Here is a 15,390-nt window from a genome sequence, read left to right on the forward strand (position 1 = left end):
AAGTACTACAGGGAAGTTACCCATGCCAATCAAATCGCCGCCAAAAAGCACCCTTTCAGGCAACACCCATGTTCGCCCGACCCCGACTCCGGACGTCACCACACCGCGTACCGATACGACATTGCGACCGGGCTTTGACAGCCTTGGCCTGCCGTCACGCGCCCATCAACCCGCGGGCGACGCCGACCTCGATGCGATCACTCCGGCGCCGACCGTTACCGTGCATCCATCGACAGCGCCGAACGAAATACCACGCGCGGTCGGTCTGCCGCTGGAGCATTACCGAGTCACGGCCGCTGCCGGTTTGCCGGTAGTCAACGCCGATGGCTTGCGTATATTCAAAGGGCGCCAATACGCAGACGTGGTCGACGTCGGGATCGTGCAGGTCGGCAAGGACGCTGAGACTGACCTGTTCCGGGCCAGACTGCCCAGCGAATCGAAACCTTCCGGCCCGGTTCTGCTACGCGATCCTGACAGCGGACTGTGGCATCCGCTGGAAAATTTCGAACCAGTCACTTTCCCGCTCAGCGATACCCGGCTGGCAGCGTTTCGCACAACGCTTGCGTTCAACCACGTCGAACCCGGTAGCGACGGGCTCCACCGCTTTGACGGCAAACTCTATGCCCTGATCGACAACCATGCCTATCAAGTGCTGCACGACCCGGACGCCTCGACGCCAGTGGCCAGCGTAATGCGCATCGTGCGCAGCGATGACCCCGTTGCCAGCGACAGCGCCAACCTTTACGTCGCGACGCGTCCCGGCCGTTCGGAACCGATTGTGTTCGATGCCCTCCATGGCTGGGTTGGCATCCGCGTGGCTGGCGCCGGTGGCATGATGCGCGGCGACGGCGCCAACGTGCCGGCGCGTTCGAGCATGCGCGAGCGGCTGTCGCAGACCCTGAACCGCTTGCGCAACCCGCAATCGCGGGCGCGAAAATTGTTTCCGGACCACACCGATGAAGAAATCGGCCTTTACATCGAGTCCTTGGGCAATGACGTTGCTGGCGGTCTGACCCAGCGCGAGAGCGCTTACAAATCCCTGAAAACCGAGCTTGATGCCTGGCTGCGGCAAGCCGCCAACGCAGCGCCGCCGGGCACTTCGCCGGTCCATGCGCGGCAGATCTCGCAAAGCCTCAAGCGCTGCTGGCGCCACCAGACCGGTGCCATTCTGTGGCTTGAGGCCGGCAACGGCACGCTGCCAACGCTGCAAGCGGACTTCAGCCATGTCCGCCACCTGACGCTGCAATCGGTCGACTGGTCAGATGCCGCGAGTACTTTGCTCGGCAATTTCTCCGGACTGGAGGGGCTGCGTATCAGCGGATCCACACTGGCCACGCTTCCCGCGCCCCTTGCCCGGATGTCCAGCCTGAACAGCCTTGATCTGAGTTCGAACCGTATCGCCCTCAACGAACAAACGACGGCTGAACTGGGTTCGCTGAGCAAACTCAAGCATCTGGATCTGTCCGACAACCCTTTGGGTCAAACACCGGATTTTTCCGCCATGCCCAATCTCAAGACCCTGAACCTGAGCAACGCACAACTGGATCAGTGGCCTGCGGGGCTGCACATGCAGTCCCGGCTGACGCAGCTGGACTTGCGCAACAACCGCTTGACTGCAGTGCCGGAGACAATCCTCAATCCACCCGCTGACCAGTTCGAAACGCTCGCGCGCATCAACAGTGTCACCCTGCTTGAAGGCAATCCATTCCCGGCCGGCTACTGGACGAAACTCGAAACCTTTTGGCAGCGAGTGGCGATCGAACAGCCGGAGCTGGGCAATAACGCCGTAGCTGATGCGTTCAGACTCCCCACCGACATGCCAGAGTCCGCCAGCGTGCAGCGGGTCTACCCCGATAAAAACCCGAAGCAGTTGCGCGCGTTTCTGTTGGCTCTGGATGACGATGGTAAAGCGCAACTGGCACGCCGTGTTGCAGCGCTGGACTCACTTGAGTCCCAGCTCGACACCTATGTCAACGGCAGTCAGACCGACTCATCCGGCGCTGACACGCCGGCAAAAATACAGGCGCGCCGTATCGGGGATATCATCAAAGCCAGTTGGCTGGATTCGACACACACGCTGAGGCTGCCGCTGATCAAGGCGCCCCTGCCGAAGCTCAGCGCCGACTTCAGCCATGTCAAATCGCTGTTTATCAATGCCGCTATATGGTCGGGCGACGCCGAGACTTTCCTGTCCGGTTTCCCCAATCTCGAACGCTTGGTCATCAATCACTGCGGGCTGAAAAGTCTGCCCGCATCGATTGCCGCCATGCATAACCTGACTAACCTGGATCTGGCCAGCAACCGTATGCAATTGACGGAGGACAGCGCGACAGCCCTCAGTGCCATGAGTCAGCTCGAAGCGATCAACCTGAGCGACAATCCGGCCCTCGGTTTGATGCCCGATTTCAGCGCTATGACCCGGGTAAGGCAAGTGTTGCTCAACAACACGGGCATCGATCAGTGGCCGATCGGGTTACAGGACAAGACCGAGCTGATCATGCTGGATTTAAGCAACAATCGATTGAAGGAAGTGCCGCCGACATTCCTTGATCCGCCGGCGGACCAGTTGTTGACGATCGCTCGAATCAACGCCGCGACTGTACTCAACGGCAACCGTTTTGCCGCCGGTTACGGGAAGAAATTCGACACCTTCTGGCAGCGCGTCAGTACAGTCGCCCCCGATCTGCTGGCTCACCCCAACTTCGACAGCGACAACTCGCTTGCGCAGCGTTACCAACGGCTGTTTCCAGGCAAGAACATGAAGCAATGCAGAGAATACCTGTGGAGCCTCGACGCGGACGTCGTAGTTACCAAGGTGCGTAGTCTCGAACGAGAATTCAAAGTACTGAAACGCCAGCTCGACGATTGGGTTTTTTCCGGTGGAGGCAATCTTGGTGGGTATATTCGCGCAGACCAACTGGCGCTCAATGCACAAACCCGCGCTGACCGGGTCACCGCCAGCAACCGGATCATCAGTTGCTGGCGGCGCGAGACGCCGCAGAAACTGGCCCACGACCGGACGCCAATCGGGCTCGAACTGGACCTCAGCGGCTTGCGCCTGCCAAGCCTTCCAGACATTGACGTCGACTTCACTCACGTCGGCTCGCTCAGACTCAGGAGCATGAACCTGAGCACTTCACCGGAAGGTTTTCTCACGCGTTTCCGCCATATTCGCTGGCTAGACCTGGGGCTGAATCAACTGCGCGAGCTTCCCCCGGCCATTGGCGAAATGCATGGCCTGACGCGCCTGTCTTTGGAAAGAAACCAGATTACCCTGACCGCCGATACTGCCCGCGTTCTCGCGGGCCGTACCACTTTGCGAGCATTGGAGCTGCAGGGCAACCGGCACTTGGGCATCGTCCCGGATCTGAGCCAGATCGTCGACCTGCGTTCCATCAGTCTGGCCCACACAGGGATCGACACCTTTCCCTCTGGCCTCATCCATCAGCCGCTGCTGGACACCATCGAGCTGAACAGCAACCGCATCACGGAAATTCCCGACGCCGTCATCGCGCCGCCGAATGATCAACTGGCGAACACCGTGCGCATCAACAACATCACCGATATTTCGAATAATCCATTGTCGGACGCGACCGACGAACGTCTGTTTCGATACAACAATCGCCTGTTAGCAGCCAGGACCCCGCTGACAGGCGCAAGGAACATCATCAGTACGGCCATCGTACGCCCTGCACGCTTTCGCCCGATGGTGAATGACCCAATGGAGCGTTGGGCAGCGGGATTCTCCGACGTGCAAGTAGCTAACCGCAGACGCCAATGGCAAACCCTGCGCGGGCAGCCGCGCTCGGACGGTTTGTTCAACACACTGGAACGCCTGCTTGATACTCCCACCGGCCATCTGGCACTTCAGGGCCGGGTCTGGAGGCTGATCGACAGCATCACCGAAAACACGCCGCAGTCCGAACGCCTGCGCAACGAGGTGTTCGATCGCGCAGGTGAAGCGGCCTGCTGTGACCGGGCAGCCTTTACCTTCGCCAACCTCGAAGTCCTGTCAATGATGCACAGCGCGACAGCCCGCGCCGGTGACAAGACGCAGGGGCCAGAACTGTTCAAGCTGAACAAGGCATTGTTCCGCTTGCATGAAGTCGACAAGATTGCCTCGGCGGACATCGCCCAACGCGAGGCAGCCATCGCCGCAGCCCGAACGCCCAACGAAGTCGCGAATATGCCTGCGCCACATGTGGCGGAAGAAATCGAAATCAGGCTGTTCTATCGCCACGGCCTCAAAGACCGCCTGCAACTGCCCGGGCAACCGGAACAAATGGGGTTTGCCCACCTGGCCGGCGTCTCCAAAGCGCAATTGGAAAGCGCCTACCAAACCGTCATTGCGCGGGATAACTCAGCCGAGGAGTTTCAGGCCCTGGTGTCGAGGGAGTTCTGGCAAACATACCTGACCACTCACTATCAGGAAGTCTTCGAAACCCGGCGTCAGCCATTTCAGGATCGGCAGGCGGACCTGGATGATGCATTCAAGGCGAATGAATTGTCGTTTGCCGACTACGACGCGCAATCAAAAACGATGCAGGCAGAGTGGATGATCGAGGAAGCGGCGCTTATCGAAACGCTGAGCCGCCAGGAGCTGGCGCAATACAAGGCCAGCGGCACTGAGGAGGAAGCCGCTGGCACAAGTGCAAGCTGAATGAGGCGAGTGCTGGCCGACGGTTTTCGGCCAGTCTTTACTCGTCGTCGTCGAAGTTGTAGCTGCCCGGTGCGAGGTTTTCAAAGCGCGTGTACTTGCCGATGAACGCCAGCCGAATGAAACCGATCGGACCGTTACGCTGCTTGCCGATGATGATTTCGGCGATGCCTTTGTGCTCGGTTTCCGGGTGGTACACCTCGTCCCGGTACACGAACATGATCACGTCGGCGTCCTGCTCGATCGCACCGGATTCACGCAAGTCGGAGTTCACCGGACGCTTGTTCGGGCGCTGTTCGAGGGAACGGTTGAGCTGCGACAGGGCCACTACCGGGCAGTTGAATTCCTTGGCCAGCGCTTTCAGGGATCGCGAGATCTCGGAAATTTCGTTGGTGCGGTTGTCACCACTGGAGCCCGGGATCTGCATCAGTTGCAGGTAGTCGATCATGATCAGGCCAACGTCACCGTGCTCACGCACCAGACGCCGCGTCCGCGCGCGCATTTCCGACGGGCTGATGCCGGCGGTGTCATCGATGAACAGCTTGCGATCGTTGAGCAGATTGACCGCCGAGGTCAGGCGCGGCCAGTCATCGTCTTCCAGTTGGCCGGAACGCACTTTGGTCTGGTCAATACGACCGAGCGAAGAAAGCATACGCATGATCAACGATTCGCCTGGCATCTCGAGGGAGTAAACCAGCACGGCTTTTTCGCTACGCAACACCGCGTTTTCCACCAGGTTCATTGCGAAGGTGGTTTTACCCATCGACGGACGACCGGCGACGATGATCAGGTCGGACGGTTGCAGGCCGCTGGTCTTCTCGTCGAGGTCGGTGTAACCGGTGGACAGGCCAGTGATCGCGTTGTCGGTGTTGAACAGGGTGTCGATGCGATCGATGGCTTTGGTCAACAGTTCGTTGACGCCGACCGGGCCGCCGGTCTTTGGCCGCGCTTCGGCGATCTGAAAGATCTGCCGTTCGGCTTCGTCGAGAATTTCTTCGGCGGTGCGGCCTTCAGGATTGAAGGCGCTGTCGGCGATTTCGGTGCTGATGCCGATCAGTTGGCGCAACGTCGCACGCTGGCGGACGATTTGCGCATAGGCCTTGATGTTGGCGACGGACGGCGTGTTTTTCGCCAGTTCGCCGAGATAACCGAGACCGCCAACCTGAGACGTCTGGCCTTCCTTGTCCAGTTGCTCGGACAGGGTCACGACGTCGATCGGCATGTTCTGATCGGCCAGTTTGGCGATCGCACGGAAGATCAGACGGTGGTCATGTCGATAGAAATCGCCGTCGGAGACTTGATCGAGCACGCGTTCCCAGGCGTTGTTGTCCAGCATCAAACCACCGAGTACGGCCTGTTCGGCCTCGATGGAGTGTGGCGGCACCTTCAGGGCAGCGGTTTGCAGATCGTATTGCTCGGGAGCGGAGATATCGTTCATGGCCACTTGAGAATTAGGTGAAAAGCAGGGGATTCAGAAAGACAAAGGGCACGACCTGTAAACAGGATCGTGCCCGATGTTAACCGCCTGACGGACAAGCCGCCAGCCGATCCGGTGTTGCTTAAGCTGCTACCACGACAACGCGTACGGTGGCTTCAACTTCGGCGTGCAGGTGCACGGCTACGTCGAATTCACCCACGTTGCGGATGGTGCCGTTCGGCAGACGAACTTCGCTCTTCTGCACTTCAACGCCGGAAGCGGTCAGTGCGTCAGCGATGTCGTGAGTACCGATCGAACCGAACAGCTTGCCTTCGTCGCCAGCGGTGGCAGTGATGGTCACTTCCAGCTCGGCCAGTTGGGCAGCACGGCTTTCAGCCGATGCCTTACGGTCTGCGGCGGCTTTTTCCAGCTCGGCGCGACGCTCTTCGAACGCAGCCAGGTTGGCAGCGGTCGCAGCGGTAGCCTTGCCGAAAGGCAGCAGGTAGTTACGGCCGTAACCGGCCTTAACGTTTACTTTGTCGCCCAGGTTGCCCAGGTTGGCGATTTTTTCCAGAAGGATCAGTTGCATGTGAAAATCCTCTAACTTTTAACCTTCACCGTTCGCGCTGTCGGTGTCTTTCGACACGTGACGACCGCGAAAATCAATCAGGCTGTCGACAATGGCCAGAACCACGAGCAACGGATAGATCAGCTGCATGAACAACAGCAGCGTGACGTACAACCCCACCAGCCAGAAACCGGCCAGTCGCTTCTGCCCGACCAGCCCGTGAATCAGGGCCAGCCCGGCGAACACCAGCGGTACACTGCACAACGGCGTCAACATGGCCATCTGTGCACCGAGATTCGGGCCCAGAAGCATCAACGCCAGCAGTAACATCGCCGGCCCCAGCGGAATGCGGATGGCGCGAAACTCGCGACCAAAACCGCCCGGGTTGTACAACAACGCCTGCCAATGCCGCCCGACAATCAGGCTCAGCACGCTGACGATTTGCAACAATGCCGCAATCAGTCCGGTCAGGACCGGTGCAATCAGGGACGCAAAACGCGCTTGCTCATCCACCGACAATTGCTTGTAGGTTTCCCCAAGAAGCGCCGGCATGACCTTTATCAAGGCTTGCGCGAGCATCTCGATCTGGGCCGCAAACGCGGCCCCGAGCACCACTGAAAACACCACGCCCATTGCTACGCTGACCAGCAGCGTACGGACCCAGGACTCGCTTGCGCGCAAAACCAGCGCAAGCCCCGAAGACCCCAGCAGCACCAGAAGCGCCCGTGGGTCATCGGCATACAGCCACCAGATCAACGCCGGCAGCAGCCCCAGAGACAGAACACCCAGGGCGTCCGTCAGTCCGCGCCGCAGCAGCACAAGGCTCCCTGCGGCAGCACCCAACCAATACAACAACGGCAATGTTGCACATCCGGCCACCACGAGAGTGGCCTGCATACGGCCGCGCATGATGAACTCAGCTAAGGCGCGCATGCATTCAATCCTTTGCTACTTGTCGACTGCCCGGTCTCAGCGGCCGTGGCTGTCGGTGTAGGCCAGCAGGGCCAGGAAGCGGGCGCGCTTGATAGCGGTGGCCAGCTGACGCTGATAACGAGCTTTGGTACCGGTGATGCGGCTTGGAACGATTTTGCCGGTCTCGGATACGTAGGCTTTCAGAGTGTTGAGATCTTTGTAATCGATCTCTTTCACGTCTTCAGCGGTGAAGCGGCAGAATTTACGACGACGGAAGAAACGTGCCATTTGATAGGCTCCTTAATAAGGTCCGTGGATTACTCGTCAGCGTTATCGCTGTTGTCGCTGTCATCACTGTCGGTGCCTTCGGCGCCTTCGTGCTCAGGACGGTCGCGACGCTCACGGCGCTCACTGCGGTTTTCTTCAGCCTTGAGCATCTCGGACTGGCCGGTAACGGCTTCGTCGCGACGGATGACCAGGTTACGGATCACTGCATCGTTGTAGCGGAAGTTGTCTTCCAGCTCGGCCAGGGCCTTGCCAGTGCACTCAACGTTCAGCATCACGTAGTGAGCCTTGTGAACATTGTTGATTGCGTAGGCCAGTTGACGACGGCCCCAATCTTCCAGACGGTGGATTTTGCCGCCGTCTTCTTCGATCAGCTTGGTGTAACGCTCAACCATGCCGCCGACTTGCTCGCTCTGATCCGGGTGGACCAGAAAGATGATTTCGTAATGACGCATGAATGCTCCTTACGGGTTGTAGCCTGCCGCTCAAAAACGGTCAGACAAGGAGTGAATGACACTTATGGACTTGCCGGCCCGGGGCACATGCGTGCCTGCCGCCACAGCAAGGGGCGCAATTGTAGAGAAGGGACTGCGGGGGTGCAAGGTAATTGGTGAATATTTGAACAACCACCAATCTTCGCCGAGACACAAAACAATGTAGGAGTGAGCCTGCTCGCGATAGCGGTGCAACATTCAACTTTGATGATGAATGTTGCACCGCTATCGCGAGCAGGCTCACTCCTACAGGGGATTTGCAGTGGCTCAGGACTTCTTCGTGGCAGCCTTGGCTTTGGCGCCACGCTGGCGCTGGGCTTCGAACAGGCAAACGCCTGTAGCCACGGAGACGTTGAGACTGCTGACGCTACCGGCCATCGGCAGATTCACCAGATAGTCGCAGTGCTCGCGGGTCAGGCGACGCATGCCTTTGCCTTCGGCGCCCATGATCAGAATGGTCGGGCCGGTCAGGTCCTGGTCATAAATGCTGACCTCGGCCTCGCCCGCCGTACCGACCACCCACAGACCGCGCTGCTGAAGTTTTTCCAGCGTACGGGCGAGGTTGGTCACCGCCACCAGCGGAATCACTTCCGCCGCACCGCAGGCGACTTTGCGCACCACGGGCGTCAAAGTCGCCGACTTGTCTTTCGGTACGATGACTGCCAGCGCGCCGGCCGCATCGGCCGAGCGCAGGCAGGCGCCGAGGTTGTGCGGGTCGGTTACACCGTCGAGCACCAGCAACAGCGGCGCGCCTTCGGTGCGATCGAGCAACTCGTCGAGCATCGCTTCGCCCCAGACCTGGCTCGGGCTCACTTCCGCTACCACACCTTGATGGACGCCTTCGACCCAGGCGTCCATTTCGCGGCGCTCGGCCTGACCAACCTGAACACGATTTTCGTTAGCCAGCTCAACCAGGGTCTGCACCCGTGGATCGTTGCGGCTTTCCGCCAGCCAGATCTGCTTGACGCGTTTTGGGTGGTGACGCAGCAACGCTTCTACCGCGTGAACGCCGTAGATTTTTTCCAACTGACTCATGACTTCGCCTTCGGTTTACGGGCTCCGCCACTTTTGGCTGGAGCGGAACCCGCTTTTGGCGGGCCCTTGCGGTGCTTGCTCGGTTTGGCTGGCTTGCCGCCGGAAGCCTTTTCAGGCGCCGACCGTCCGGCCTTTCCCCCAGACGCCGCTTTACCACCGCTTTTTGCATCGGCGAGCAAGGCCTTCTTCATTTCGCGGCTTTTACGCAGCTCGGCGTTTTTCGCCACGGCATCGCTCGGGCGATAGGCTTCTGCTGCTTTTTCCTTGGCCGGACGACGGCTGGCGCTTTTCGACGGCGCCTTGTCTTCAGCAGCCTTGGCAGCCGGTACGGCGGTTTCAGCGCCCCGCTTTTTGCGGCCGATCGGCGCGCTGATGGTTTTTTCTGCCATCTCGAAGTCGATCTTGCGCTCGTCGAGGTCGACGCGCATGACCCGCACTTCAACCGTATCGCCAAGACGGAAGCTGCGCCCAGTGCGCTCGCCCGCCAAACGGTGATGCACGGGATCGAAGTGGTAGTAATCACCCGGCAGCGCCGTAACGTGGACCAGACCCTCGACATAAATGTCGGTCAGCTCGACGAACAGACCAAAACCGGTCACTGCGGTGATCACGCCCGGGAACGACTCGCCGACGCGGTCCTTCATGAACTCGCACTTGAGCCAGTTCACTACGTCGCGGGTCGCTTCGTCGGCACGGCGTTCGCTCATCGAGCATTGCTCGCCGAGCTGCTCCAGCGCCGCTTCGTCGTACGGATAGATGCGCGCCTTCGGAATCGTCATCGCACCGGCACGGCGAACGTGCGGGGTATCCTGCTTCGAATGGATCACGCTGCGGATCGCGCGGTGCGTCAGCAGGTCCGGATAACGACGGATCGGCGAAGTGAAGTGGGTATAGGCTTCGTAATTCAGGCCGAAGTGGCCGTCGTTTTCAGCGCTGTACACCGCCTGACTCAGCGAGCGCAGCATGACGGTCTGGATCAGATGGAAATCCGGACGATCCTTGATGCCCGCCAGCAAGGCCTGGTAATCCTTCGGTGACGGACCGTCCTTGCCTTTGTGCAGGGACAGGCCAAGCTCGCCCAGGAACGCGCGCAGTTTTTCCAGACGCTCCGGCGGCGGACCGGCGTGAACGCGATACAACGCAGGAATTTCGTGCTTCTTGAGGAACTCGGCGGTGGCCACGTTGGCCGCCAGCATGCATTCCTCGATCAGCTTGTGCGCGTCGTTGCGGATGGTCGGACGGATCTCGGCGATCTTGCGCTCGGAACCGAAAATGATCCGGGTTTCCTGCGTTTCGAAATCGATCGCGCCACGCACATGACGGGCTGCCAGCAGCACTTTGTACAGCGCGTAAAGCTGCTTCAGGTGCGGTACGACGTCGGTGTACTCGCCACGCAGCTTGCGCGCTTCGGCCACCTTCGGCGTTTCCAGCATCGCGCTGACCTTGTTGTAGGTCAGACGGGCGTGGGAGTGAATCACCGCCTCATAGAAGCAGTAGTCGGTCATTTCGCCGGACTTGGAGATGGTCATCTCGCAGACCATGGCCAGACGATCAACGTGAGGATTCAGCGAGCACAGGCCGTTGGACAGTTGCTCCGGCAGCATCGGAATCACGCGCTCGGGGAAGTACACCGAGTTGCCGCGCACCTGCGCTTCGTTGTCCAGCGCCGAGCCGATTTTCACGTAGCTGGAGACGTCGGCAATCGCCACGTACAACTTCCAGCCGCCGGAGAACAGGCGCAGCTTGCCCGGCTTGGCTTCGCAGTAAACCGCATCATCGAAGTCGCGGGCATCTTCGCCGTCAATGGTGACGAACGGCAGGTGACGCAGATCGACGCGCTTCTCTTTGTCTTTTTCTTCGACTTCCGGCTTGAGCTTGCCGGCTTCCTTCAGTACGGCTTCAGGCCAGACGTGCGGAATGTCGTAGGTGCGCAGGGCAACATCGATTTCCATGCCCGGCGCCATGTAGTTGCCGACCACTTCGACCACATCGCCTTGCGGCTGGAAGCGTGGCGTCGGCCAGTGGGTGATTTTCACCTCGACGAACTGACCGATCTGCGCGTTGGCGTTGCGGCCCGGCGTGACCAGCACTTCCTGCTGGATCTTCGGGTTGTCGGCAACCACAAAACCGATGCCGCCTTCTTCGAAGTAACGACCGACGATGGTTTCGTGAGCGCGGGACACCACCTCAACGATCACACCCTCGCGACGACCGCGACGGTCGAGGCCGGAAACGCGGGCCAGCGCACGGTCGCCATCGAACACCAGACGCATTTGCGCCGGGCTCATGAACAGATCGTCGCTGCCGTCGTCCGGCACCAGGAAGCCGAAACCGTCACGGTGACCGCTGATGCGACCGAGGATCAGATCCAGCTTGTCCACCGGCGCATAAGTGCCACGGCGGGTGTAGATCAGTTGAGCGTCGCGTTCCATGGCGCGCAGACGGCGGCGCAGGGCTTCAATCTGGTCTTCGGTGGTCAGACCGAACTCTTCGACCAGTTGCTCGCGGGCAGCCGGCGAACCACGATCGGCGAGATGCGCCAGGATCAGTTCGCGGCTAGGAATAGGGTTTTCGTATTTTTCCGCTTCACGAGCGGCCTCGGGATCGAGGGACTGCCAATCGGCCATTAGAGAGTTTTCACCTTGTCTATATGCGGGTTAGTTTGGCATAGGCGCCATGAAACGGGAAATTTCCGGCTATATAAGGCGCAACTGATGCCATGATCTGCCGTCCGAAAGCCATTTTGACCACCGCTGGTAAAAAAAATCATATTTTTTGCCAGCAGGGGTTTACAGTCAAAAAGAGCCTCCGTATAGTGCGCGCCATCGACGACGCAGATGCGCTGACGATATTGCCCAGATGGTGAAATTGGTAGACACGCCAGCTTCAGGTGCTGGTGACCTTACGGTCGTGGAAGTTCGAGTCTTCTTCTGGGCACCAATTTCGAGCTTGAGACTAGATCAGTTTCAAGGCTCACACAAAACCTGCGAAAGCGGGTTTTGTGCATTCTAAGCCCGGATTTTCTTAAAACCGATTTATTAAAATTAAATCAGGGGTTTACAGATCAAAATGCGCTCCGTATAGTGCGCCACATCAACAGCGGCAACGCTCGCGATGATTGCCCAGATGGTGAAATTGGTAGACACGCCAGCTTCAGGTGCTGGTGACCTTACGGTCGTGGAAGTTCGAGTCTTCTTCTGGGCACCAATTCAAATTCAAGGTCAGGCCTTGAATTCCACAGAAACCCGCGAAAGCGGGTTTTTGCGTTTCCGGCCTTCGGAAACGTCAATCGCCTCAGCAGTTATCAAAACGCCAATGCTCGCGCAAGGCGCATCTGAGAACCAATATCGTTTATCATTGTTGCAAGTTTTTGCAATGCGACAGTGAGGAACCCTGCGAATGACGTTTCGAAATACCCTGCGCCGAGGCCTGACCTTCACCCTCCTCGGCCTGGCGCTCGCCACTCCCCTCACCCAGGCAGCCGATGCGGTTTCCCTGACTCTGTACAACGGCCAGCACAAGGAAGTCGGCGATGCGATTGCCAAGGCTTTCGAAGCCAAGACCGGCATTCACGTCAACGTTCGTAAAGGCAGCAGCAATCAGCTCGCCAGCCAGATCATCGAAGAAGGCGACCGCTCCCCCGCTGACGTGATCTACACCGAAGAGTCGCCGCCGCTGAACAACCTCGGCGAACAAGGCCTGCTGGCGAAGGCCGACACCGCAACCCTGGCGGTGCTACCGGAAAAATACGTAGCCGCCAACGGCACCTGGATCGGCGTCACCGCTCGTGTGCGCGTGGTTGCGTTCAACCCGAAACTGATCGACGAAAAAGACCTGCCGAAATCGGTGATGGAATTTTCCGAGCCGCAATGGCAAGGCAAGGTCGGTTTCGTGCCGACCAGCGGCGCATTCCAGGAACAGGCCGTGGCGATCATCAAGCTGCACGGGCGTGACGCCGCCGAAGAATGGCTGACCGGCCTGCGCGCATTCGGCAAGACTTACAGCAACAACATGGTCGCGCTCAAAGCCGTGGAGAACGGTGAGGTCGCTACCGTGCTGGTGAACAATTACTACTGGTTCGCCCTGCAACGCGAAAAAGGCAAGCTCGATTCGAAACTGCACTACTTCACCGGCGGTGACGCTGGCGGCCTGATCACCGTGTCCAGCGCTGCCGTGCTGAAGTCCAGCAAACATCCAAAAGAAGCCCAGCAATTCCTCGCCTACATGGCCAGCGAAGAAGGTCAGCGCGTGATCACCCAGACCACCGCCGAATATCCGCTGCACAAAGGCATGGAGTCGGATCGCGGGCTCAAGCCGTTCAGCGAACTGGAAGCACCGAATGTGACGCCGGCCGATCTGGGCAATGCTGAGGAAGCGCTGGAACTGGAACGCGAAGTTGGCTTGAACTGATGAGCGCATCGTTATCCGCCCCCGCCGCGCGCGGGGGTTACGTGCCGAAACGCAAACGGCCGTCGGTCTGGCTGCTGCTGCCCGTGTTGTTGCTGGTGGTGTTGAGCCTGTTGCCGCTGGCCTATGTCGGGCTCAAGGCGTGGCAGGCGGGTTGGGCCGAAGCGCTGCATTTGCTGTGGCGCCCGTATGTGTTTGGATTGTTGCGTAACACCCTGGCGCTGATGGTCGGCGTAACGATCACTTGCGGCGTGATCGGCTTGTCGCTGGCCTGGCTGTTGGAGCGCAGCAATCTGCCGGGGCGGCGCCTGTGGGGCGTGATCCTGTGCCTGCCGTTCGCGGTGCCGGCGTTTGTCAGCAGCTTCACCTGGGTTTCGCTGAGCGCACAGTTCGAAGGCCTTGGCGGGGCGATTCTGGTGATGAGCCTGTCAAAGTATCCACTTATCTTTCTGCCGGTCGCCGCGACGTTGCGCAACCTTGACCCTTCCCTTGAAGAGTCCGCTCGCACGCTAGGGCAGAATCGCTGGGGCGTGTTTTTCCGAGTGACCCTGCCACTGCTTTGGCCATCGCTATTGGCCGGCTCGCTGTTGATCGCCTTGCATATGCTGGTCGAGTTCGGAGCACTGTCGATCATCGGCCTGCAAACTTTCACCACTGCGATCTATCAGCAGTTCGAGCTGGAATTCAGCAACGCCAACGCAGCGATGCTCTCGGCGGTATTGCTCGCGCTGTGCCTGCTGTTGCTGTGGCTGGAACTGCGCGTGCGCGGCAAGGGCCGGCATGTGCGCACCGGTCAAGGCGCAGCGCGTCAGGCTGAACAGGTCCGCCTGGGACCATGGACTGCGCTCGGTCAGCTGTACTGCCTGGCGTTGGCGATTGTCGGCAGCGGGGTTCCTTTGGGGATGCTCGCTTACTGGCTGGCGGTCGGCTCATCGGCTGCGTTCCCGGTAGCGGCGATTACCGAAGCGCTGCTGTCATCGCTGGCGTTGTCACTGGGTGGCGCTGCTCTTTGCCTGCTGCTGGCGGTTCCGGTTGGGCTGCTGGTGGTGCGCTACAAAGGCCAACTGGCGATCTGGGCCGAGCGTTTGCCATATCTGCTGCACGCGCTGCCGGGCTTGGTGATTGCTTTAACGCTGGTGTATTTCGCTCTGCACTACGTGCCAGTGCTGTATCAAACCTCGGGACTGCTGCTGATTGCTTATGCACTGCTGTTTCTGCCGCTGGCGCAGGCGCCGATTCGCACCGCGCTGAACAAGGCTGCCCCACAGCTGGAAGAGGCTGCGCGCACGCTCGGAGCTTCGTCGTTCACGGCGTTTTGCCGGGTGACGCTGCCGATCATTTTCCCGGCACTGGGCGCGGCGTTTGCGCTGGTGTTTCTCGATGCGATGAAGGAATTGACGGCGACGCTGCTACTCAGTCCGACCGGGCTCAATACGCTGGCGACTGAGGTCTGGGCGCATACGGCGAATGTCGAGTTCGCGGCGGCGGCGCCTTATGCGGCGTTGTTGATTGTGGTGTCGGGGTTACCGGTTTATCTGCTTACTACGCGGATGTATCTGAGCCGTTGATACCGCTTTCGCGAGCAGGCTCACTCCTACAGGGAAACGTATTCCAA

The 15,390-nt window shown here is 59.6% G+C and carries 10 protein-coding genes and 2 tRNA genes; 5 read left to right on the top strand and 7 right to left on the bottom strand.

Features of this window, described 5'->3' with window-relative positions; all coding sequences use genetic code 11:
• Positions 1-22 precede the first annotated feature (22 nt).
• Positions 23-4,660 (top strand): NEL-type E3 ubiquitin ligase domain-containing protein, encoded by a 4,638-nt coding sequence (locus tag BLU24_RS25825; RefSeq protein WP_231990176.1) that lies wholly within the window; start codon positions 23-25, stop codon positions 4,658-4,660.
• A gap of 37 nt (positions 4,661-4,697) precedes the next feature.
• Here the strand turns inward: BLU24_RS25825 and dnaB are convergent, their stop codons facing one another.
• The 7 genes from dnaB to rnr form a co-directional block, all read right to left on the bottom strand.
• Positions 4,698-6,095, bottom strand: coding sequence for a replicative DNA helicase (gene dnaB, locus BLU24_RS25830; RefSeq protein WP_090280796.1), 1,398 nt, complete (start codon positions 6,093-6,095; stop codon positions 4,698-4,700).
• A gap of 121 nt (positions 6,096-6,216) precedes the next feature.
• The gene (gene rplI, locus BLU24_RS25835) at positions 6,217-6,663 is read right to left on the bottom strand and encodes a 50S ribosomal protein L9 (RefSeq protein ID WP_003221136.1); all 447 of its coding nucleotides are present in this window, start codon (positions 6,661-6,663) and stop codon (positions 6,217-6,219) included.
• An 18-nt stretch (positions 6,664-6,681) separates the two neighbouring features.
• Positions 6,682-7,575, bottom strand: a complete 894-nt coding sequence (locus BLU24_RS25840) for a hypothetical protein (protein WP_093105347.1) — start codon at positions 7,573-7,575, stop codon at positions 6,682-6,684.
• 36 nt (positions 7,576-7,611) lie between these two features.
• Complete coding sequence (rpsR, locus tag BLU24_RS25845) at positions 7,612-7,842, bottom strand: 30S ribosomal protein S18 (RefSeq protein WP_002551829.1); 231 nt, start codon at positions 7,840-7,842, stop codon at positions 7,612-7,614.
• A 29-nt stretch (positions 7,843-7,871) separates the two neighbouring features.
• The gene (gene rpsF / locus BLU24_RS25850; RefSeq protein ID WP_016771938.1) at positions 7,872-8,294 is read right to left on the bottom strand and encodes a 30S ribosomal protein S6; all 423 of its coding nucleotides are present in this window, start codon (positions 8,292-8,294) and stop codon (positions 7,872-7,874) included.
• Positions 8,295-8,600: 306 nt separating this feature from the next.
• Positions 8,601-9,368: a 23S rRNA (guanosine(2251)-2'-O)-methyltransferase RlmB gene (gene rlmB, locus BLU24_RS25855; protein WP_093105350.1), complete on the bottom strand. Its 768-nt coding sequence runs from the start codon at positions 9,366-9,368 to the stop codon at positions 8,601-8,603.
• Complete coding sequence (gene rnr / locus BLU24_RS25860) at positions 9,365-11,995, bottom strand: ribonuclease R (RefSeq protein WP_093105353.1); 2,631 nt, start codon at positions 11,993-11,995, stop codon at positions 9,365-9,367. The genes rlmB and rnr overlap by 4 nt, the downstream gene beginning before the upstream one ends.
• A gap of 226 nt (positions 11,996-12,221) precedes the next feature.
• On the opposite strand from rnr, the gene BLU24_RS25865 reads away from it, so the two are divergent.
• The 4 genes from BLU24_RS25865 (at position 12,222) to BLU24_RS25880 (ending at position 15,343) form a co-directional block, all read left to right on the top strand.
• A tRNA-Leu gene (locus BLU24_RS25865) sits at positions 12,222-12,308 on the top strand.
• A gap of 180 nt (positions 12,309-12,488) precedes the next feature.
• Positions 12,489-12,575: transfer RNA gene (locus BLU24_RS25870), tRNA-Leu, on the top strand.
• Positions 12,576-12,767: 192 nt separating this feature from the next.
• Positions 12,768-13,778 carry an extracellular solute-binding protein gene (locus BLU24_RS25875; RefSeq protein ID WP_093105356.1) on the top strand — a complete coding sequence of 337 codons (1,011 nt, stop codon included), beginning with the start codon at positions 12,768-12,770 and terminating at the stop codon, positions 13,776-13,778.
• Complete coding sequence (locus tag BLU24_RS25880; protein WP_093105359.1) at positions 13,778-15,343, top strand: ABC transporter permease; 1,566 nt, start codon at positions 13,778-13,780, stop codon at positions 15,341-15,343. The genes BLU24_RS25875 and BLU24_RS25880 overlap by 1 nt, the downstream gene beginning before the upstream one ends.
• Positions 15,344-15,390: the final 47 nt, after the last annotated feature.

Origin of the sequence: Pseudomonas sp. Z003-0.4C(8344-21) (genome assembly GCF_900104975.1) — a bacterium.
Lineage (GTDB): Bacteria > Pseudomonadota > Gammaproteobacteria > Pseudomonadales > Pseudomonadaceae > Aquipseudomonas > Aquipseudomonas granadensis.